We start from the raw sequence: 21,252 nt of genomic DNA on the forward strand, positions 1-21,252 counted from the left end.
GCAGCGGATCAGGCGGTCTCCCGCAGATGTCGCGCGTGGGCCGCGGCCAGCCGGCCGCCGACCTCGGCCGTGCTGACGAGCACGGACATGTTCGCTTTGGACGACCGGCCCTCGGTGGCCGCGTCCACGGCGCGCATGAGGTACTTCGTGATCGCGTTGCCGCGGACGCCGTCGCGCTCGGCCGCGGCCATCGCGCCGGTGATGGCGGCGTCCACCTCGGACGCGTCGATCGCGTCCTCCTCCCGCACCGGTGTGGTGATCAGGAAGGAGCTGCGGTTGCCCAGCGCCCAGTGGTTCTCCACCGCCCGCGCGATCACCCCCTCGTCGTCGAGCCGCTGCGGGCTGCGCAGGCCGCTGGACACGCAGTAGAAGGCGGGGAAGTCGTCCGACCGGTACGACACCACCGGCACGCAGTGGGTCTCCAGGAACTCCAAGGTCAGGCCCAGGTCGAGGATGCTCTTGGCCCCGGCGCAGACGACCGCCACCTTCGACCGGGTGAACTGGATCAGGTCGGAGGAGACGTCCATCGTCTTCTCCGCGCCCCGGTGAACGCCGCCGATGCCGGCCGACGAGAAGAACGGGATGCCGGCCAGCTCGGCCGCCACCACCGAGCTGGCCACCGTCAGCGCGCCGAGCCCGCCCTGGGCGAGGATCACCGGCAGGTCCCGGCTGCTGACCTTGGGGATGCCGGGGGTCGAGGCGAACCGCTCGACGTCCTCGTCCGTCATGCCGACCCTGAACCGGCCGCCCTCGACGCAGATCGTGGCCGGGACCGCACCCCCGGCGCGGACCGCGTCCTCGACCTTCCGCGCGGTGGCGGCGTTGTCCGGATAGGGCAGGCCGTGGGTGATGACGTTCGACTCCAGCGCCACCACCGGCCGGCCCTCGGCCAGTGCGTCCGCGACCTCCTCGCTGTACACCAGCGGGACGCGCCCGTGCTCCCAAGTCATCGTCGCCCCTCAGTTCGCGGCCGGGCCGTAGTTCGGCAGCTTGTTCAGTTTGTGCTTCTGGTTGAGGATCTCCGGGATGTAGACCTTCTCGTCCCACTGCTCCTGCGCGACCGGCTCCAGGATGATCGACACCGAGCCCTCCTCGCAGCCGAAGGCGCTCGTCATCGCCTTGGTCACGGCCGAAACCAGGTCGGAGTGCTGCTGCTCGGTGAGGGGGACGGGGAAGTGCTTGATGCTGACGTGCGGCATGTTGATCTCCTTACGGTCGGTCCCGAGACGATCCCCGATGGCTCCGGCCAGCTCGTCGATGTCCGGCTCCCTGAGCAGGCCGTAGTGATCGGCTTCCAGGTCGACGACGACCGGGGGCGTCGCCGAGTAGCCGCTGCTGTTCTCCAGGAACGAGTAGTCGTCGCCCCTGGCCTTGAAGATGGTGATCGGCGCGTCGATCCGGCGCCGGGCCAGCTCGCGGAAGGTGTAATCGAACTCGAAGGTCTCGCCCACCACGCGCATGATCCGGCGCACCAGGTCGATGTCCAGGTCGGGGAAGTTGCGGTGGACGAAGGCCGCGAAGCTCTCCTCGTCCACGGCCTCGGCCAGGCACCGCTCCAGCAGCGGCCCGGTGATCGTGCCCGCGAAGACCGAGAACAGGATCGTCACGTACGCCTCGTTGCCGAAGCCGGCCTCGCGCTCGTGCCCGGGCGCGGCCGCGGAGCGGACCTTCGGCGATCCCGGCGCGATCAGGAACAGGTGCTCCACCCGCTCGCCGGCCTGCTCCAGCTGGTAGGCGGCCTCGAACGCGACGCGCGCGCCGAAGGAGTATCCCCACAGCGTGTACGGCCCGGACGGCTGCACCCGCCGGATGGCCTTGACGTCCTCGGCCGCCATCTCGCCGATGGTCGCGTACGGGACCTCCTCGGGGTTGATCCCGTACGCCTGGACGCCGTAGAAGGGCCGGGCAGCGCCCATCCTGGCGGCCAGCGTGCGCAGGTTCATCGTGTAGCCGCCGAGGCCGGGCCAGCAGTAGACGGGCCGGCCCGCGCCCTCCCGCTGCAGCGGCACCAGCCGGGAGCACGCCTCGGCGTCGCGTCCGTCGACCCGCCTGGCGAGCTTCTCGATCGTGGGGCACTCGAACAGCACCTGGAGGGGCAGCGAGCCGCAGAACTCCCGGTTGATCTTGTTGATCAGCCCGACGGCGATGAGCGAGTTCCCGCCGGAGGCGAAGAAGTCGTCCTCCACCGAGACGGTCTCCCGCTTCATCGCCTTCTTCCACAGGTCGGCGATCCGGCGTTCCGTCATGGTCCGCGGCGCGACGTACGGCCGGTCGTCGTTGTCCGCGTTCGTCGCCTCGGACCCGGCCAGCGCCTTGACGTCGATCTTGCCGTTCGCCGTGAACGGGAGCCGGTCCAGCACGACGACCTTGTTCGGGATCATGTAGTCCGGCAGGAAATTGATCAGGTCGTCCCTGATCATCTCCGCCGGTCCCTTCATGTGGACCAGGTCCTCCTTCATCCCCTCGCTCAACCGCTGCTCGTCGCTCACGCGGCCGCCGATGAAGAAGTAGGACGGGCCGGTGGGCCGGCCGGCCGAGCGCAGGATGCCGTCGATCCGGCGCGCCGAGGGCAGGTCGTCGCCGGACTTCGAGCTGTATCCGGACGACATGAACCCGATGTTGACGTCGTTCATCGACAGGTGCTGCAGCGTGCGGCCCAGGTCGATGTAGCGCAGCCAGTCCTCGTCGTTCCTGCTGACCGCCGAGACGCCGATGGAGGCCCGGTCGTAGACCTGCTGGTTGATCGCGATGACCTGCTTCTTGAGGATGAGCTCGTCGGAGATCAGGCGGAGCCGCCCGTTCTCGTAGGCGTACTGGCCCGCCCGCAGGTCGGGGACCCGGCCGGGATGCGCCTGGACGTAGAGGTCGACCTCGTCCGGGCGCGGCCCCGCGTACGGGACCAGCTCGAACGTGCCGAGGTAGTGGTCCTCGTCGGCGCAGTCCAGGTGGTCCTTCGTGGCCGGCGCGTACTCCAGGGCCCTGATGTCGAGGCCGTGCCCGGGCAGCACCTCCTCGAACAGGCCGACCATGTGGCCGGTCTCGATCTCCAGGACCTCGCGGATGTTGTTCTTGTAGACCGGTTCTATCGCCCGCTTCTTGCCGACGAAGTGCACCTTCACCCGGGGCTCCGGCCCCGCGGCGGCCGGCCCGATCAGGACGAGCCGGTGGTGCACCGGATGGTGGTAGTAGTAGCCCGGCCGCAGGCCGTCCATCCCGGTGATCTCGAGGTAGAGCTGGGTCGCGTACAACGCCCCGGGCGAGGCGTACGCGTACTTCGGCAGCAGGCGCTCCTCGCTGATGTGCTGGCCGAAGTGCCGCAGGATCTCGCCGAGCTCCGCCAGGCCGAGGGTGTCCAGGCCGCGGGGGTCCGCGCCCTCGGCCCGCCTGGACAGCAGCTTCAGGATGTCGCCCCGGCCGACCTCCCCGCCCTCGTAGAACCGGTAGGTCTTGCGGGCGAAGGCCAGCGCGCGCTGCCGCGCGGTCGCCTGCCCGCCCGGCAGGTCGACGACCGGCCTGCCGTCGAGCTCCGCGGCGTCCCTGACTCCGGGGTTGGACAGCTGCGCCCTGACCTGGAGCCTGCTCGCCTTGGACTGGTGGTGGGCGCCGTGGTTGCCCTGGTCCATCAGCGCCGCTTCCTTGGGATTAAGCTCGACGCAGGCGATCAGGTTCTGGAATCCGGTGCGCGGGTCGTCCTTGACGATGACCGCGGCGTGCTTGACCCAGTCGTGGGTCTCGATCGCCAGCTTGATCTCGTCCAGCTCGACCCGGAACCCCCGCAGCTTGATCTGGTTGTCCGCGCGGCCGACGAACTGGACGGTGCCGTCGGCGTTCCAGTACGCGAGGTCGCCGGTCCTGAACAACCTGCCCTCGCCGAACGGGTTGTGCACGAACCGCTCCGCGGTCAGCTCGGGCCGGTGCAGGTAGCCGCGGGCGACCTGGACGCCGCCGATGAACAGCTCGCCGATCTCGCCGACGGCCACCGGCGACCCGCCCAGGTCGAGGATGTGATAGTCGGTGTGGTCGACCGGCGCGCCGATAGAGATCGCGTGCGGGCCCTCGCCGACGGCCGCCCGGTCCACCGTGTACGCCGAGGAGTTGATCGTGCATTCGGTGGGGCCGTACAGGTTGACCAGCTCGCACCCGGGCAGGGTGTCGAAAAAGCCGGTCGCCAGCGTCTTGGACAGGACCTCGCCGCCGGTGAAGACCTGCGTCAGCGACGTGCAGCCGTGCAGTTCCTCGGTGTCCACGAGCGCCGTCAGCAGCGTCGGGACGCATTGCAGCGTGGTGACCTCGTGCGTCCTGATGACGTCGATCAGCCGCTCGGCGTCCCGGTAGACGCCCGGCGGGCCCACGACGACCACCGCGCCGCAGACCGGCGCGAGGATCTCCCACTGCGCCGCGTCGAAGCTCATCGGCGTCTTCTGCAGAACCGTCCTGCCGTGGCCGATCCCGTAGCCCGCCCGCAGCCACCGCATCTGGCTGACGATGCTGCGGTGCTCGATCATCACCCCTTTCGGCTTGCCGGTGCTGCCGGAGGTGTAGATGACGTACGCGAGGTTGCCCGGCCGCAGGCCCGGGTGACGGTCGCCTCCGGGCGAGCCCGCGGCCCCCGCCGCGTCCTTCAGAGTGACGATTCTCGTCCCGGCGGGCGCCAGCTCGGTCAGCCTCGCCACGAGCTCGTCCTGAGTGACGACGACCCGCACGCCGGCGTCCTCGATCATGTAGCGGAGGCGCTCTTCCGGATATTCGGGGGACAGCGGGAGGTAGGCGCCGCCGGCCCGCAGGATGCCCCACACCCCGACCATCAGGTCGATCGACGGCTCGACGAACAGCCCCACGCATTCGTCGAGGTCCACGCCGAGCTCCCGCAGGTGCCCGCCGAGATCCGCGCCGCCCTCCGCGAGCTCGCGGAAGGTGAGCCGCCGGTCGCCGCAGACGACCGCTGTGTCGTCCGGGCGCGTCCGGGCCTGTGCGTCGAGCAGATCGGGAAGACAGACGTCCTCGGGTGATTCCCGCCTCGCCTCAGTGACTGGAGTGGTGGTCATTTCCTCCCCCTGCGATGAGCGGACAAGAGTTGGTGGGAAGCCGCGGCCCTCGGCGCCGTCGCGGCCCCGGCCGCGCCCGGCGCGGCCGGGGGCCGGACGACCGGCGCGATGATGGGCCGGATGAGCGGCGCGGCGGTGGGCCGGACGACCGGCGCGGCGGTGGGCCGGACGACCGGCAGCGCGACGCCGGCCGCGCCGATCACGCGGCGCCGGCGTTCATCGTGTGACGTCGGTGCCGAAGTACCGGTCGCCGAAGTCGCCGATGCCGGGAATCATGTAGGCGTTCTCGTTCAGCCGTTCCTCGATGGCCGACGTCACGATCCGCAGGTTCGGGTGGCGCGCGTGGACCGCGTCGATGCCCTCCGGCGCGGACAGCAGGGTGACGAAGACGATGTCGTCCACCGCGACCCCGTGGCCGAGCAGCACCTCGACGGCGGCCAGCGCGGTCCCGCCGGTGGCCAGCATCGGGTCCAGCAGCAGCACGCTCCGCCGGTCGATGTCCGCGGGCAGCGCGGAGTAGTACAGCCGCGGCAGTTTCGTCACCTTGTCCCGCTGGATCAGGATCTTGCCGATCCGCACTCCCGGCGACATCACCCGCAGCTCGTGCTCCATGCTCTCGCCGGCGCGCAGGACGGACACCCCGCAGATCCCCGTGGCCGGCCGCAGGCCGTGGTAGGTGCGCCCCACCGGGGTCTGCACGTCGAACGGCTCGTACGGCAGGAGGTCCAGGGCCGTCTCGATGAGCCGGCGGATGATCCGGCCCGACGTGGTGACGAAGCGCTCCGGGTCGGCGTGCCGGTCCCGGATGATCGTGTGCAGCGCCCGGAGCTGCCTGGTCTGCGGCAGCAGATGCACGGTGTCGAGCGCCGGCCCGGTCTTGGTCGCTGTCGTGGTCACTGTCGTGATCGCTGTCGTGATCGTCACGCCTTCTCACCCGCCTGCAGCTCGGCGAAGGCCCTGCGGGCCTCGTCGACGAACTTGCGCACCTTCAGCCGGTCCTTCCGGCGGGTGACCGGGTCCTCCAGGCCGGTGTGCGCGTCGACGGCGGCCGGGCGGACCTCGGCGATCGCGGCCGCGACGTTGTCCGGGTTGAGCCCGCCGGCGAGCATCAGCGGCTTGGGCGAGATCCGGACCAGCTCCGCGCTGATCGACCAGTCGTGCAGCAGACCGGTGGCGCCCTTGGCACCGGTGGCCGGGTTGAAGGTGTCGGTGATGAACATGTCGACCCACTCGGCCGCCTCGTCCACGATCGTGGCCAGCTCGTCGAGGTTGTCCTGCTTGACCACGAGGCTCTTGAGCACGTACAGGTCGGGGGCGATGCGCCGCAGCTTCCGCAGTTCCTCGCCCGTCACGTCGCCGTGCAGCTGGATCGCGGTGACGCCGAGCTCCGCGCAGAAGGTCTTGATCTCCTCGGCGTCGGTCAGGTAGGTGATCACGACACCCCTGTGCTCCGGCTGGATCTCCTTGACGATCGCCGCGGCGTCCGCTTCGGACAGGTCCTCGTTCTTCGCCGGCAGCCGCAGGGCGAAGCCGAGCCAGTCCGCGCCCTCCTCGCGGATCAGGTCCGCCTCGGCCTGGTCGATGACACCGGCCACCTGAATAAGTCCCTGCATGTTGACCCGCCTTTCGAACCGGCCTCAGCGGCCTCGGTCGGAAACGAATTGCAATCGGCCATGAAACGATGGCATTGAGCTGCCCGCGACAGTTCGGCCTTTTCGCACCGGAATCAGCAGCGGCACGAATATTCTGGCCTGGCGAGGCATATTCAGAATTGGCCGCGGCGCGCTTTTCTCACAACCCCTAGCAGCCCCACATGCATGCCAGGACGATCCGGGACACCTGCGGACTTTTCGGGTGCCCCAGAGCCGGCCGGGAAAATACGGCGGGCAACCCCATTCGACCCCTATCGGTGGGCGGCTCGCCCCGAATCGTGCACGGCTCTCGTTGACCCGGCGGAAAACGCGGAACTAGCCTCCGTTTCGGAGTGCCTCGAGCACGCGCGAGAAACGGCGGTGGTGATAATGCGCCACGGACAATCGCTCTCCCCGGATCATCCGCCGGCGCGGCTCCCCGCCCTCCGGCGCGCGATCGCCGGATCGCGCGCCCGTCCACGCCGCCGGGGCGCCGTCACCGGCCCCTCTGGCCAATCGCTTAGCGCTAAGATAAAGTCTCTTAGTGCTAAGCGAAGTTGCCCAGCCGACGCACGAACGTCCGCTCTCCCCTGCCCGGACCGGGCCACGCGCACAGGAGGAACCAGATGACCGTCATCGAGTCCGTCTCCACGGAAGCCGGCAGACCGGATCGCGTGCCCATCAAGAACTGGCTCGCGGTGATCGCCGTCGCGCTGGGGACCTTCCTGGTGGTGACCGTCGAGAACCTGCCGATGGGCCTGCTCACGGCCATCGGCGGCGGGCTGAACGTCACCGACGGCGAAGTCGGTCTCATGGTGACCGTGTCCGGTCTGGTCGCCGCCGTCACCGCCCCGCTGCTGCCCGTGGCGATCCGGGGGCTGGACCGGCGGGTGGTCCTGCTCGGCCTGATCCTGCTGGCGCTGGTGGCCAACGTCGTGTCCGCGCTGACTCCCACGTACGCCGTGCTCATGGTGGCGCGGCTGTTCGTGGGCGTCAGCATCGGCGGGTTCTGGGCGCTCGCGGCGGGCCTCGGCGTCCGCCTGGTCCCCGGGGCGCACGTCGCCAGGGCCACTTCGCTGATCTTCTTCGGCGCCATGGCCGCCAACGTCCTCGGCGTCCCCGCGGGCACGCTCGTCGGCGAGCTCACCGGCTGGCGCGTCGCGTTCGGCGCGGTCGCCGTGGTCGCGCTCCTGCTGATGATCGCGCTGGCCGTGCTGCTGCCGCGGATGCCGGCGACCGAGCCGGTCCGGCTGCGCACGCTGGGCGAGCAGCTGCGCACGCCCGCCGTCCGGATCGGCGTCATCGCCACGTTCCTGCTGGTGTCCGGGCACTACGGCGCCTTCACGTTCGTCAGCCCGATCCTGCAGGACGTCTCCGGAGTGGGCGCGGCGTTCGTCGGCCCGCTGCTGCTGGCGTACGGCGTGGCCGGGATGGCCGGCAACCTCATCGCCGGCTCCTGGGCGGGCCGCAACGTCCGCGGCACGATCGTCGTGGTCAGCGTCGCGCTCGCGGTCATCCTGGCGGCGTTCCCGTTCCTCGGCGGCAACGCGGTCACCGGGTCGATCCTGTTGATCGCGTGGGGTTTCGCGTTCGGCGGCCTGCCGGTGAGCGTGCAGACCTGGATCATCAAGGCGGCGCCGCAGGGCGTCGAGGCCGCCACCGGGCTCAACACCTGCATGTTCAACCTGGCGATCGCGCTGGGAGCGCTCTTCGCCAGCCTCATCGTCGGGGCGGTCGCCGTGACCGGCGTGCTGTGGGTCGCCGCGGGGCTCGTGGTCCTGACGTCGCTCGTGGTGTCGGGCGCCAAGCGGGTCTAGTCGCCCAGCGACACCAGCAGTTGCCTGAGGGTCTCGGCCAGGTTCTCCCGCTGGGCGGGGGTGAGCCCGGCGAGCAGGCGCCGTTCGGTGTCCACGTGGTCGGGCAGGGCGCGGTCGATGAGCTCGCGGCCCGCCTCGGTCAGATCGACGTGGACACCGCGGCCGTCGACGTCGCTGGGCGTCCGGGTCACCAGGCCCCGCGCCTCCAGCCGGTCGAGGCGCTGGGTGACCGCCCCGGAAGTGATCATCGCCGAGCGCATCAGCTCGGCCGGGGCCTGCCGGCCGCCACGGCGGAGGGTGGCCAGGACGTCGAACGACGAGGGGTCCAGGTCGTGCTCGGCGAACGTACGGCGCAGCTCGTTGTTGACGAGCTGGGTCAGCCGCGACAGCCGGCCGAAGACCGCCATCGGAGACACGTCCAGGTCGGGGCGGGCATGGGCCCACTGCTGCAGAACGTGGTCCACATGATCGGGCACATCGCAAGGTTACCGCCACGGCAACCACCCGGATCGAGAGGGAGTGACAGGCATGCGCATCACGGTGTTCGGGGCGACGGGAAACGTGGGCAGGCGCGTGGTCGCCGAGGCCGTGTCCCGCGGACACGAGGTGACCGCCGTGGCCAGGACCGCGGTACGGCTCGCCGGGCTGTCCGGCGGGACGGACGGCGGGATGGACAGCGGGATGGACAGCGGGATGGGCGACGGGGTGCAGAGCAGGGTGCGCGTGCGTGCCGGTGACGCGACCGACGTGGACGACGTCGTCGCGTCGATCACCGGGCAGGATCTGGTGATCACGGCGACCTGTCCGGCCCCCGGCAGCGAGGGCGAGCTGGTCACGGTCGCCACCACGCTGCTCGCGGCGTGCGCCAAGACCGGCGTGCGCCTGCTGCTCGTCGGCGGCGCGGGCAGCCTGACCGTCGAGGGCGGCGGCCTGCTGATGGACCGGCCGGGCTATCCGTCCTTCCTACTCCCCATCGCGTCGGCGTGCGTCGCGCAACTGGCGGCCTGCCGGGCCGACACCACCGCCGACTGGGCCTACCTGAGCCCGGCCGACGTGCTCGTCCCCGGTGTCCGGACCGGCCGGTACCGCGTGGGCGCCGACGAACTCGTCGTCGACGCCGACGGCGAGTCGCGCATCTCGATGGAGGACCTCGCGGTGGCGCTGCTGGACGAGGCCGAACGGCCCCGCCACCACCGGACCCGTTTCACCGTGGCGTACTGAACGTGGGAGAGCGGATCGGGCGAAACGGGCTTATCGCGATCGGGAGGGCGTTGACTCCGCCCGCCGCCGGCGGCGCGTGTTCGCCGGCGGCGGGCAAGGCCCGGGCGGCCGACGGCCTGCGGCGCTCCCTCAGCCTCGCTCGTCGTTCCCGCGCCAGCGGAGCGCCCGCTCGGCGATCTCACCGGAGAGCCTGCCCGTCACCGATCTGGCCCGGTCGAGGGTCTCGTTGCCGAGCTGCCTGGCGGCGTCGACGCCCTCCGCCCCCGTCTCGAGCACCTTGTCCCGCACCTCCGCCCCCGTCTCGAGCACCTTGTCCCGCACCTCCGTGGCCGCGTCCACCCACCGTCTCGCTTCCAGCGACTGCCGGCCGCGCTCGATCCCGAGCCGCCCCTGGAAGTCGACGACGGCGACCGCGACATGCTCGCTCGAATGCACCACGGCCCGGGACGCGGCCGGGTGCAGCAGCACCTTCGTGTTGGCCGTGCCGGCGGCCGCTTCCATGCGGATCATCAGGCGCTCTGTGCTCCGGGAGATGAGATCCAGCCGGTTCCGCCGTGCGGCCCGAAGCCCGAGGCGATGCCGGTCCAGCTCCTCGGGAGAGGTGTCCAGCACCCGGTCGAGTTCGAGCACGGCGATCGCGTCCTGCAGCTGGAAGCAGCGGGCCAGAACGGCGAGCCACTCCTGCACCTTGAGCTCGGCATCCTTTGACGTTTTGGCGAGATCGCCGATCTTGGTGTTGTGCTCCAGCTTCTCCGCGAGCGCGTCGAGCTGACGCAACGCGTACGCCTGGGTTCGTGCGATCGTCACCGACGTGGCCTGCACCTTCGACCACGTGACCTCGGAGACACGGCCCACCTGCTCCCGGATCGTCATGGACTCCTCGACCACGAGGTCCACTCCGATCATGTCCGCCAGCACGGCGTCCTTCTGGGCGCGAAGCACGTCGTCGACCTTCTCGTCGATCGCGGCGAGATAGTCGGTGATCTCGTCCATGGTCTGCCGCATCGCGAGCTGCGCCATGATCCCCGCGGCACCGGCCAATACCGCCGGGTTGCCCAGAAACGATCGGGACCCCTTCGTGAATTCGACGAATCCCTTGATCTGGCCGCTGTTCCCCTTCAGCACGCCGGTGCTCAGACCCGACTTCGCGCTCTCCCTCAGCCCGTACTTCTCGACAAGCTGCGCGGAATCCTTGGTCAGCTTCACCCACCGGCCCGAGTCGGCGGCGATCTCGGAACCCGCCCGCGCGGCTCCGGCCCCGATGTTGAGAACGGGTCTGAGCCGTTGCAGTCCGAGGTCCTTCGACGGCAGTCCCTCGGAGACCAGGAAGCGTTCGACAGCGGTCGGATTCCCGATTACCGCCAGTCCGTCGCCGTCACTGATCAGCTGAATCTCGTCATCCATCGTCGGCTCCCGAAGCGTGGGCAGGGAAACTGCTCTCCGCACATTTCACCCGGCGCGGTGGGTGTGCAGCCCGGTGCGAATCGAAGCCCTGCCGATATCGAGATCGATTCGTGATTCGCAGCCGACAGAATTTCCGAGCGTGCTTCCAGCCCAGGGAGAGACATGAAGCGTTTCGCGGTCGCCGGTGTCGTGCTCGGCATGCTCACGGCGCTGTTCTCCGGCGCCGGCGCCGCGCACGCCGATTCGCCCACTCAGCCGGTTGATGCGCTCGGGCAGCAGTTCACGGCCGGACGTGGGGTGCTGGTTTCCGAGACCTCCCGGGTGACTTCCCGTAGTTCCAAGCAGACCTACGTCACCCACACCACCGGCTCGATCGGATTCGGGAAATCCGGGGTAACCGGCTATGACGTCACCTCCAGGCTGGAAATAACCCCCTCGCTCCGAGCCAGCACTCCTCGCGAGCAACTGGACGCCCTGCGCGACCCGCTCCGTGCGGTCAATGTGGGGCGCGACACCTACGTTCAGGGTTTCGGCTGGGGTCCGATGCCCGCGGGAAAGACCTGGACCAAATTCGACGGGGACATCGCGACCTGGGGATATTACGGACAGCGCGGGGACCAGATCGTCGACGTCCTCAGCCCCGCGAGGCTCAGGTTCGTCATTTCGAAGGCGAATTTCCGGCGCCCGGGCGAGTATCGCGGCACCCTCAGGACGCAGGACCTGTACGCGGAGCTGGGTCCCATGAATCCGGACAGGCTCAAGGTCTCGTTCAGACTGTTCGTCGGCGCGAACGGATTGCCGGTTCGCCTGGTCACACGCTGGGAGAAGAAGGATTACGAGTTCTCCCGCGACGACGAGTGGGTCAACACCGTTAACACCAACGTCGTGGACACGCGGTATCACCATTGGGGCGCGAAGGTGAGGATCACGGCCCCTCGGGCATCCGACGTCGTCGTCTTCGATGGCCATCTCGAGAACGTGATGAATCGCAAAGTCGTCATCACTCCGTGAAATCATCCGCGAGTCGCCCGTTGGGTAGGGTCGATTCATGCGGCCCACCACGGACGCCGACGTACGGCGGGTGTTCGATCGGATGGCGGATCGGTACGACAGCCAGATGCTGGCCTGGGAGCGCCGTCTTCTCCCGGGCGGCCGGGAATGGGCGGTCGGGCAGGCGCGCGGTCACGTCGTGGAGATCGCGGTCGGCACCGGGCTCAACCTCCCGCTGTACGACGCCGGCACCACGGTCGTCGGGATCGAGCTGTCCGAGCGCATGCTGGAACTCGCGCGGCGGCGGGCGGCGCGGGCCGGCCTCGGCGAGCGGGTGGAGCTGCGGCAGGGCGACGTGCAGCGCCTCGACCTGCCCGACGGCGTCGCCGACACCGTGGTGTCCACGTTCACGATGTGCACGATCCCGGATCCGGCGGCCGCGGCGCGCGAGGCCCACCGGGTGCTCCGGCCCGGCGGGCGGTTCGTGCTGGCCGAGCACGGGCCGTCGAGCAACCCGGTCATCCGGGCCGGGATGCGGCTGGCCGAACCGCTGTTCGTGCGGTCCGCGGCCGACTACCTCACCCGCGATCCCCGGCCGTTCCTGGAACAGGCCGGTTTCGAGCTCGAGTCGGTGACGCGGACGACGCGCGGGATCGGCTTCCGGGTGCTGGCCGTCCGGCCCTGACGCGAACGCGCCCTAATCGAGCAGGATGACGATGCCGGTCATGCCGGTGAGCACGGCCGCGACACCGGCACGTACGGCGCGTCCGGCGCGCTCGGGCGTGAAGCTGGCCGGGTCGTACGTCGAGGCCATGCCGAGACCTTCGCCGCGGAATGACGCACCGGCCCAGTCGGCGGCGGTGACGTTCGCGGTGGGCTCGGCCAGCTCCGCGCCGACCACGAGGAACTGCTGGTCGAGGTGGTTGGGAGTGACCAGAGCCAGGGGATCGACGAGATCGTTGCCGGCGCTCACGATGAGATCGGGCTTCATCTCCATCGCCCTGGTGATGCTCGCGACGAACCGGTCCGGCCGCGTGGCCGTGACGGTCCTGAGGCTGACGCGCTCCTCCTCGGCCCACGCCGTCACCGCGCTCACCAGTGTCCTGGTCTGGCGGTCCTCCCCCGCGGTGAGCAGCACCACGCGGTAGCCCTCCGGCGGGCGGACTCCGTCCCAGGAGCCGGGCCGGGGTGTGATCGTCGCCTCCGGGGCGGGTGACGCGGCCGGGAAGAACCCGGGGCCGGGGGCGCCGACGGCGGTGGGCTTCGGGTGCGGCCGGGACCAGTCGTCGCCGGAGCCGCATCCGCCGGCCAGCAGGGCGGTCGCGACTGCCGCGGCCAGGGTGCAGGCAGGCAGAAGCCGAGAGCGCATGGGGATCGTCCTTCAGAAGGGCGGCGGGGGACTGCGCCTATTTCCTACCTCATGTCCGATGCGATGGCTGCGTCCACATGACGTGATTCGTCGTCGGTTCGCGTCCGAGATACCGCTCGTTCATCTCAATCGAGCAGATTTCGTACGCCAAAGCCAAAAGGAGTCATATGTCCCCCGCCGCTCGGCGTCGTGTCTGTGCTGTCATCGCCGCCGCAGCCGTGGCCGTCCTGTTCAGCGCCCTCTTCACCCTGCTGGGCGCCCTGCCCGCTCTCGCCCACGGGTTCACCTCGACGGTTTACGTCGACCTCGTCTCGCCCCGGGCCGGGCACGTCCGCGCCGAACTCCAACTGGAGTACGACCTGCTCGTCGTCTCCGCCGCCGACTACGAGAAGGACGACCCGCTCTTCCGGGCGGGCACCGCGGCGTTCGAGGCCGGTGACGCGGGTCAGCAGGCCGCCGCGCTCGACGCCCACGCCGGCCCGGTCGTCGCGTACGTGACCGAGCGCTTCGGCGTCACCGCCGGCGGCACGGCGTGCATCCCGGTCAGGGACGGCGGCTTCACGATCGGGCCACGCGAGGGCGTCCCGTACGCGCGCCTGGTCCTCGACTACCGGTGCCCGGAGCCCGCGCAGGCGCACGAGGTGCGCAGCGGGCTGTTCCCCGGCTCGGAGGGATACGTGCGCGACAGCAAGACGATCGTCACCTACGACCTCGACCTGAAGTCCGGGAGCACGGCCCTCGACGCCCGGCATCGGTCGTTCTCCACGCAGCAGTCCTGGTTCGAGCGGTTCTGGGAGTTCTTCCGGCTCGGGGCCGAGCACCTGCTCGGCGGGCTCGACCACATCCTGTTCCTGCTGGCGCTCATCGCGGGGTCACACCGCCTGCGCGAGCTCGTGCTGGCGGCGACGACCTTCACGCTGGCCCACTCGGTGACCTTCGTCCTCGCCGCCCTCGGTCTCGTGGAGGTGCCGGCGGCGTTCGTCGAGCCCGTCATCGCCCTGTCGATCGCGGTCGTAGCGGGCTGGCACCTGTGGCGGATCCGGCGGCGCCGATCACATGCCACGGATCTCGAGACGGCCGGGCACGGCCGCCTCGGCCTGGACCGCGCGGGCCGCGCGCGGCTCGCGGTGGTCTTCTGCTTCGGCCTCGGCTTCGCCTCGGCGCTGGGCATCGAGCAGGCCTGGTCGTGGACGCTCCTGTGGTCGCTGCTCGTCTTCAACGTGGGCATCGAGGCCGTCCAGCTGTCGATCATCGTCGCCGTCTTCCCGCTGCTCGCCCTGCTGCGCCACCGGCGGCCGATCGCGGGGCTGTGGACGACCGGGGCGATCGCGGCGGGCGTGGCCGCGATGGGCCTGGTGTGGTTCGTGCAGCGAGTGCCCGGGACCTGAATCACAACTCGGGCCTGAGATCACAACGTCCGGACCTGAGATCACAACTTCCGGCAAGCGCAACGGTCCGCCTGCCCCATGTTCATCTCCGCGACATCGAATGCCGAAATCGTGCAAATCGCTCCAATTCCCCCACATGGATGGAAAAGCATGAAGCTCGACAAGGGGACACATAACCCCGGGCTCGTCCTGCGCCGGGTGGCCCTCGGCGCCACCGCGGCGGCGCTCACCGCCGGCGCCGTGTTCGGCGGCGGCCTGGCGACCGCGGCCCACGCCGGCAGCGTGACGCTCACCGGGCTCGTCCTCGGCGTGGGCGCCGACGAGACGCAGCGCGTCGTGTCGTGGTACGCCTCGGCAGGCACCGCTCAGGTGGTCCAGGTCGCGCCGGCCAAGAACCTCGTGCGCGGCGAGTTCCCCGAGAACTCCGTCACCTTCCCGGCCACCGTGACGGCGAACAGCGTCAACGGCGGCTACAACGGGCACGCCACGATCGACGGCCTGAAGCAGAACACGGAGTACTCCTACCGCGTCGGCACCCCGGGCGCCTGGTCCCCGACGTACTCCTTCACGACCCAGAACTTCAACGGCGACAACCTCGACTTCCTGTTCTTCGGCGACCCGCAGATCGGCTCGTCGGGCAACGTGGCGAAGGACGGCGCCGGGTGGGCGGACACCCTGGACGTCGCCCTCGCCGCCAACCCGAAGGCCGAGCTGCTCGTCTCCGGCGGCGACCAGGTCGAAAGCGCCAACAACGAGACGCAGTGGGACGCGTTCCTCGCGTCCGACAAGCTGCGCCAGTATCCGTGGGCCGCCACCATCGGCAACCACGACGTCGGCGGCAAGGCGTACGAGCAGCACTTCTGGACGCCGAACACCGACAGGTCCGCGCCGTACTACAACGGCTCCGCGGCCACCCGCTCGGGCGGCGACTACTGGTTCACGTACAAGAACATCCTGTTCATCGACATCAACAGCAACGCCTACGCCAGCGGCTCCGACGCCGCGCACATCGACTACATCTCGAAGGTGGTCAAGGAGCACGGCGCCGACGCGAAGCACACGGTGCTCATCTACCACCACGCGATCTACTCGCCGGCCGCCCACGCGAACGACGGCGACAACAAGGTGCGCCGTCAGGACTTCCCGACCGCCTTCTCGAAGCTCGGTGTCGACCTGGTCCTGCAGGGTCACGACCACAGCTACTCCCGCAGCTACGTGATCAAGAACGGGCAGAAGGCGAACAAGGACGAGCAGCCCGGCGCCACACAGGTGACCAAGGGCCCGGGCGGCGTCATCTACGTGACGGCCAACTCCGCGTCGGGGTCGAAGTATTACGACCTGACCGCTCCGGACACGACCAAGGACCCGAACTACGGCCCCGACCCGCTCAACCCCAAGAGCCACTGGGCCAACTCCGTCGAGAACCAGGAGCACGTCCGCACGTACGTGCGGGTCCAGGTGCGCGGCAACAAGCTCGTGGTCGAGAACATCCGCAGCGGCACCTGCGCCGCCCCCAACGCCGCGGTGGAGCTGGGCCAGGAGTCGTGGTGCGGCCCGGACAACGGCGCGAGCGCCGCTCAGCCGGTCGGCTCCCTCGTCGACCAGGTCGTGATCCACACGAACGAGGGCAAGGGCGGCGAGAAGGCGTCGGCCGTGTCCGAGTCCGACTGGCTCCAGTAGACGACCGAGGGTGACGTGGGGCCTCGCACGACGAGCCGCCCCGATCGGCCGTGGGGTGGGCCCCGTCACGGTGCCCACCCCACGGCACGTCGTTGCGTCCCCGCCCGAGAGACACCGAGGACCATGCAGATGAACCGCCCGCTCAGACCTCCTGCGCCGACCGCGGCAGGCTCCCTCGCCCAAGCCGTCGTCGTGGTGCTGCTCGCCACGCTCGGCCTCCTCGGCCTGGGGGCGGCCCCCGCCGCGGCGGCCGAGACCTCCTGGACGGTCACCACCGCGTCCGGCGACTTCGGGTCCGGCCGGCGGAACTACAGCTACACCCTGAACCCGGGCGGGCGGCTCCGGGACGGCCTCGTGATCGCCAATCACGGCACGACCCCGCTCCACCTGGTCGTGTACGCCGCGGACGGGTTCACCACGGAGCAGGGCCGGCTCGATCTGCGCGGCAGGGAGGCGAAGCCGGCCCGGGTGGGCGCGTGGGTCCGCACGGACCGGCCCGACGTGACGGTCCCGCCCGGCGAGTCGGCCGAAGTGCCGTTCACGGTCGCTCTTCCGCAGGACGCCGAGCCCGGCGAGTACATGGGCGGCATCGTCACCGAACCGGCCTCGGCCGGCGCGGCGGACGGGCGCCGCCTCGGCATCCGCGTCCGTCTGCGCGTGGGCGGCGAGCTGAGGCCGAGCCTCTCCGTACGGGACCTGGACGTGCGCTATTCCGGCACGCCCAATCCGCTGGGGAAGGGCGACGCCACCGTCACGTACACGATCCGCAACACCGGCAACGCCATCCTCGCCGCCCGGCAGGCGGTGTCCGTCTCCGGGCCCTTCGGGCGCTGGGACGTCCAGGCGCCGGCCGTCGACGATTCACCCCAGTTGCTCCCGGGCGACACCTGGAAGGTCTCCGTACCGGTCCACGGGGTGACGCCCGCGCTGAGACTGACGGGGACGGTCACCCTCGTCCCGCTGCTCACCGACGCGGCCGGCTCGGTCGCCCCGCTCGCCGCCGCCGAGAGCGCCACGCACGCGTGGGCCCCGCCCTGGGCGCTGCTGCTCGTCCTTCTCGTCGCCTGCGGGCTCGTCGTCGCGGCTGTCGCCGCCCGGCGCCGCCGTGAGGCCGGAGGTCGTCCGGGGCGGGTTCCTCACCGTTCCGCGGCCGTCTCGTGAAGACGTACGGCCGCCCATGCCGGTGACAGGCCGGTGTGCTCACCGGCGAAGGCCAGGATGTCCGCGGTCAGGGCGCGTTCCTTGCTCGCGGGCGAGGCGGCGTGGGCGGTGTCGGGTTCCCTGCGCATGAGGATCGGCCGGTCGCCGCTGGTGGCGTGCTGGAGAGCCGCGCACATCTTGGTGACGTGGGCCTCTCCGGTCTGCAGATCGGTCACCGCACCGGTGAGCAGGAACGCGGGATAGCGGACTCCGGGCGTGACGTGGTGGTAGGGCGAGTATCCGAGCAGCCATCGGAGCTGCTCGGGCCGGGATGCGCTGCCGAACTCGTCCGTCCACGTGCATCCCAGGCCGAACCGCTCGTAACGCACCATGTCGCACAGCGGGCCTTCGGCGACGACCGCGGCGTACAGGTCCGGCCGCCGCATGGCGGCGGCGGTGACCAGGAGCCCCCCGGCCGACTGGCCGTATATCGCCAGTTGGCCGGTGGTGGTCACGCCGGTCTCGACGAGCCAGGCCGCGGCGTCGATGAAGTCGCCGACCGCGCGGTGTTTGTGCGGTCCGCGCCCGGCGTCGTGCCAGTGCTGCCCCTCCTCGCCGCCCCCGCGCACGCAGGCGACCGCGTACGTCCCGCCGGCGCCGACCCATGCGGCCGCCAGGGGGAAGAACCATGGGCGCATCGGCATGCCGAAGCTGCCGTAGCCGTACAGGAGGGTGGGACGGGGGCCCCGGTCCTCCTCGCCGGCGGTGAACAGGAAGAGCGTTATCGCGGTGCCGTCACCGGCCCGGCAGCGGACGCGGCGGCTGTGGATCGCCGGGGGGTGCCCGGCCGTCGCCGCGCCGGCTTCCCGTTCCGTCCTTCCGCGCACGGCGTCGTACCGGTAGACGGCCGGGGGCGTGCCCGCGTCGCAGTAGCTGAACCACGCCCGGTGCCCGTGCGGGACGCTCGTGCGCAGGGACGACACGATGCCCGCGCCGGGAAGGGGCAGATCGGCGAGCGGCCGGCCGTCGGCCAGGTCGTGCAGTGTCAGCGTTGAGGTGCCGTGGCGGGCACGCGCCACCAGCAGGAGCGGTCGCGCGAGCGCCGGGCCGTCCAGGACCACGCACTCGTCCAGGGGAGCCTCGGGATCTTCGGCCACCAGCGTGCGCCAGGCGGCCGGGCCGGCATCGTGCCGGTCCGCCAGGCAGACGCGGCCGCAGGGAGCCCGGTAGTCGGTGACCAGCAGCAGACGGCCGTCCGCGAGGAAGCGCGGGAGGACCCGCGCGCGGAGGGCGTCTCCGTCCACGACCCTGACGAAGCGCGGGGCTCGCGGATCGGCGAGTTCGGCGACGTACACGTCGTTGCGCGGGGCGGGCCCGGCCGCCGCGGTGACGGCCAGATGTCGGCCGTCGGGGCTGACCGTGAGCCCGTAGTAGTGGTCCGGGGTGTCCTCGCCGCCGAACACCACCGTGTCGGCCTGCCAGGACGTGCCGATCCGGTGCAGCCGCACCCGCCGGTGCAGCCGCAGGTCGCCGGAGGCCAGTTCCTCGTCGGGAACACGGCTGACGTAGTAGAACGCGTCCCCTCCCGGCAGCCAGGCGAGCGAGGTGTTGCGGGCGCGCGGCAAGGGGCCGTCCACGATCTCGCCGGTACGCACGTCCAGCACGACGAGGTCACTGCCGGGCTGCTCGGCTATCTCCATCTGCACGGCCACCCGTTCGCCCTCACGGGACGGCCACCAGGCGTACAGCCCGGTGTGACCGGACGGATCGACATCCATCGGGTCGACCAGCACCCGCCGGCCTTCGGCGTCGACGACGAGCAGGCGGCGCTGCTCGTCCCCGCGCCGCTGCTCGGCGAGGAACATGACCGGACCCCGCACCATCGGGGGCTCCGACACGCCGAAGGAGGACACCTCGTCCACCAGGGACGCCCAGGATTCCTTGTCACGCCATTGCTCGCGGTGGGCGCGGAAAAGACGATCCTGGGCCGCGACCCACTCCCGCACACACGCGTCAGCGCCGTCTTCCAGCCAGCGATAGGGATCGGGCACGGGATTTCCGAACAGATTCTCCACCAGGTCGTCGCGCCGGGCGGCAGGGTAGAACAATCGCGCCATGGACGTCCCCCGATACGTCGTGTGATATGTCGAGGCACTGCGGCCCGTACGCGCCGCAGCACCTCGATTCACTCAGCTACGACTCGCCGCGGAGAATGTCCGCCTGCCAGCCGCGTACGCCCCCGATACGGGCGGCGGGAGTGGAATCGCGATACGGCAGGTATCCAGTCATGTCAGCCTCCTGGATCCGTCGATTCGCCCGAATTGGGCGATTACGACGCCGACCATCCCCGCGCCCGGGATCGATAAACACCGGCACCATCTCGGGCCCCCCGAATCACGGGAAGCGATGAGCCGTCAATCATCCTCCCGTCAAATCCACCGAAAAAACGAAGGCTTACGGAAATTCCAGTGGAGATCGGATCCAAATTCCGGGAAGGACGCGACCACGATCACCGATCCCCCGTCGAAGCCCCCGGACGGGCGGATGGAAGGCTGTAGAGGTCCATCCGCCAAAGGAACGGGGCCGTCAGCATGGTGGATATCGGTGCGGGGAGCCATCGCAGCGGGACCGGAGACCTCGACCAGGCGGCGGCCACCTTCGAAAGCGTGCGGCCACGCCTGTTCGGAATCGCGTATCGGATCCTGGGCAGCGCCACCGAAGCGGAAGACCTGTTGCAGGACGTCTGGCTGCGCTGGCAGGCGTACGACCGCGGCGTCGTGGCCGACCCGGCGGCGTTCCTGGCGACGGTGACCACGCGCCTCGCCATCAACACCCTGCAGTCCGCTCGGATGCGCCGCGAGACGTACGTCGGCCCCTGGCTGCCCGAACCCGTCGCCACCGGTGACGACCCTCACCTCGGCGCCGAGCGGGGCGAAGCCCTCGGCTTCGCGGTCCTGCTCCTGCTGGAGAAGCTCTCGCCCACCGAACGCGCGGCCTACGTGCTGCGGGAAGCATTCGACTACCCCTACCGGCAGATCGCCGAGATCATCGAGACGAGTGAGGTCGCGGTGCGGCAACTCGTCAGCAGGGCGCGCAAGCACATCGCCTCCGAGCGCCGGGCACCGGTGACCCGCGCCGAACAGCGCAGGCTGCTCACCGCATTCGTCACCGCCGCCCGCTCCGGCGACCTGGCCGTGCTGGAAGACCTCCTCGCCACGGACGCCATCAGTTACTCCGACGGCGGCGGCGCCGTCCGGGCCTCGCGCATCCCCGTGATCGGCGGGTTCCGGGTCGCCAAGTACGTGAGAGCATTCGCGGACCGGTTCTGGGCCGGGGTCGAGGTGGAGTGGGCCGACGTGAACGGGCAGGCGGCCGCTCTGCTGCGCCGCGACGGCGAGCTGTTCACGGTCCTGACCGTCAACGCCTCCGACGAGGGCATCGACCAGGTGCTGTGGCTGATGAACCCCGACAAGATCGCCGCGCTGTCCGCCGTGAGCTGACCTCTCCTGACGATCCGGGGTGGCCACCGCCTGTCAGGCCGCGGGCCGGTCGCTCGGAGGACGGCCC

At 70.4% G+C, this 21,252-nt stretch carries 16 protein-coding genes and 1 pseudogene; 8 read left to right on the forward strand and 9 right to left on the reverse strand.

Going from position 1 to position 21,252, the window contains the following annotated elements:
* Positions 1-8: 8 nt before the first annotated feature.
* The 5 genes and pseudogenes from AAH991_RS08530 to AAH991_RS08545 all read right to left on the reverse strand — a co-directional run bounded on the left by AAH991_RS08530 (position 9) and on the right by AAH991_RS08545 (position 6,658).
* Positions 9-950, reverse strand: coding sequence for a pseudouridine-5'-phosphate glycosidase (locus AAH991_RS08530; RefSeq protein ID WP_346225206.1), 942 nt, complete (start codon positions 948-950; stop codon positions 9-11).
* A 9-nt stretch (positions 951-959) separates the two neighbouring features.
* Positions 960-3,623, reverse strand: coding sequence for a thioesterase domain-containing protein (locus AAH991_RS08535; RefSeq protein ID WP_428833963.1), 2,664 nt, complete (start codon positions 3,621-3,623; stop codon positions 960-962).
* A gap of 90 nt (positions 3,624-3,713) precedes the next feature.
* Positions 3,714-5,045, reverse strand: a pseudogene (locus AAH991_RS40460) (non-ribosomal peptide synthetase); the annotation flags it as partial.
* 216 nt (positions 5,046-5,261) lie between these two features.
* Positions 5,262-5,969, reverse strand: a complete 708-nt coding sequence (upp, locus tag AAH991_RS08540) for a uracil phosphoribosyltransferase (protein ID WP_346225208.1) — start codon at positions 5,967-5,969, stop codon at positions 5,262-5,264.
* Positions 5,966-6,658 carry a phosphoribosylanthranilate isomerase gene (locus AAH991_RS08545; protein ID WP_169981773.1) on the reverse strand — a complete coding sequence of 231 codons (693 nt, stop codon included), beginning with the start codon at positions 6,656-6,658 and terminating at the stop codon, positions 5,966-5,968. Before AAH991_RS08545 ends, upp begins: the two co-directional genes overlap by 4 nt.
* Positions 6,659-7,302: 644 nt before the next feature.
* Between AAH991_RS08545 and AAH991_RS08550 the strand changes: the two genes are divergently transcribed.
* Positions 7,303-8,493: an MFS transporter gene (locus AAH991_RS08550; protein WP_346225209.1), complete on the forward strand. Its 1,191-nt coding sequence runs from the start codon at positions 7,303-7,305 to the stop codon at positions 8,491-8,493.
* Here AAH991_RS08550 and AAH991_RS08555 read toward each other — a convergent pair.
* On the reverse strand, positions 8,490-8,969 hold the full coding sequence (locus AAH991_RS08555; protein ID WP_346225210.1) for a MarR family winged helix-turn-helix transcriptional regulator: 480 nt from the start codon (positions 8,967-8,969) through the stop codon (positions 8,490-8,492). The genes AAH991_RS08550 and AAH991_RS08555 overlap by 4 nt on opposite strands.
* Positions 8,970-9,021: 52 nt before the next feature.
* Here AAH991_RS08555 and AAH991_RS08560 point away from each other — a divergent pair, with 52 nt between their 5' ends.
* The gene (locus tag AAH991_RS08560) at positions 9,022-9,714 is read left to right on the forward strand and encodes an NAD(P)-dependent oxidoreductase (RefSeq protein ID WP_346225211.1); all 693 of its coding nucleotides are present in this window, start codon (positions 9,022-9,024) and stop codon (positions 9,712-9,714) included.
* 129 nt (positions 9,715-9,843) lie between these two features.
* Here AAH991_RS08560 and AAH991_RS08565 read toward each other — a convergent pair whose 3' ends face one another.
* Positions 9,844-11,118, reverse strand: coding sequence for a hypothetical protein (locus AAH991_RS08565; RefSeq protein WP_346225212.1), 1,275 nt, complete (start codon positions 11,116-11,118; stop codon positions 9,844-9,846).
* Positions 11,119-11,280: 162 nt separating this feature from the next.
* Between AAH991_RS08565 and AAH991_RS08570 the strand changes: the two genes are divergently transcribed.
* Both AAH991_RS08570 and AAH991_RS08575 read left to right on the forward strand, forming a co-directional pair.
* Positions 11,281-12,129 (forward strand): hypothetical protein, encoded by an 849-nt coding sequence (locus AAH991_RS08570; RefSeq protein ID WP_346225213.1) that lies wholly within the window; start codon positions 11,281-11,283, stop codon positions 12,127-12,129.
* 37 nt (positions 12,130-12,166) lie between these two features.
* Positions 12,167-12,793 (forward strand): class I SAM-dependent methyltransferase, encoded by a 627-nt coding sequence (locus tag AAH991_RS08575; RefSeq protein WP_346225214.1) that lies wholly within the window; start codon positions 12,167-12,169, stop codon positions 12,791-12,793.
* Between the two features lie 12 nt (positions 12,794-12,805).
* On the opposite strand, the gene AAH991_RS08580 is transcribed toward AAH991_RS08575, so the two are convergent.
* Positions 12,806-13,477, reverse strand: coding sequence for a type 1 periplasmic-binding domain-containing protein (locus AAH991_RS08580; RefSeq protein WP_346225215.1), 672 nt, complete (start codon positions 13,475-13,477; stop codon positions 12,806-12,808).
* A 167-nt stretch (positions 13,478-13,644) separates the two neighbouring features.
* Between AAH991_RS08580 and AAH991_RS08585 the strand changes: the two genes are divergently transcribed.
* The 3 genes from AAH991_RS08585 to AAH991_RS08595 all read left to right on the forward strand — a co-directional run bounded on the left by AAH991_RS08585 (position 13,645) and on the right by AAH991_RS08595 (position 17,706).
* Entirely contained in the window at positions 13,645-14,865 is a 1,221-nt protein-coding gene (locus tag AAH991_RS08585) for a HupE/UreJ family protein (protein WP_346225216.1), read from the forward strand.
* 150 nt (positions 14,866-15,015) lie between these two features.
* A complete protein-coding gene (locus tag AAH991_RS08590) occupies positions 15,016-16,545 on the forward strand; it encodes a purple acid phosphatase family protein (RefSeq protein WP_346225217.1) in 1,530 nt (509 codons plus the stop codon).
* A gap of 129 nt (positions 16,546-16,674) precedes the next feature.
* Positions 16,675-17,706 (forward strand): WxL protein peptidoglycan domain-containing protein, encoded by a 1,032-nt coding sequence (locus tag AAH991_RS08595; RefSeq protein ID WP_346225218.1) that lies wholly within the window; start codon positions 16,675-16,677, stop codon positions 17,704-17,706.
* Here AAH991_RS08595 and AAH991_RS08600 read toward each other — a convergent pair.
* The gene (locus AAH991_RS08600; protein WP_346225219.1) at positions 17,682-19,802 is read right to left on the reverse strand and encodes a prolyl oligopeptidase family serine peptidase; all 2,121 of its coding nucleotides are present in this window, start codon (positions 19,800-19,802) and stop codon (positions 17,682-17,684) included. The two genes, AAH991_RS08595 and AAH991_RS08600, sit on opposite strands and share 25 nt — an antisense overlap.
* 474 nt (positions 19,803-20,276) lie before the next feature.
* Here AAH991_RS08600 and AAH991_RS08605 point away from each other — a divergent pair, with 474 nt between their 5' ends.
* On the forward strand, positions 20,277-21,185 hold the full coding sequence (locus tag AAH991_RS08605; protein WP_346225220.1) for an RNA polymerase sigma-70 factor: 909 nt from the start codon (positions 20,277-20,279) through the stop codon (positions 21,183-21,185).
* The last annotated feature ends 67 nt before the right edge of the window (positions 21,186-21,252 follow it).

The sequence above is a fragment of the Microbispora sp. ZYX-F-249 genome (assembly GCF_039649665.1).
GTDB classification, from domain to species: Bacteria; Actinomycetota; Actinomycetes; order Streptosporangiales; family Streptosporangiaceae; genus Microbispora; species Microbispora maris.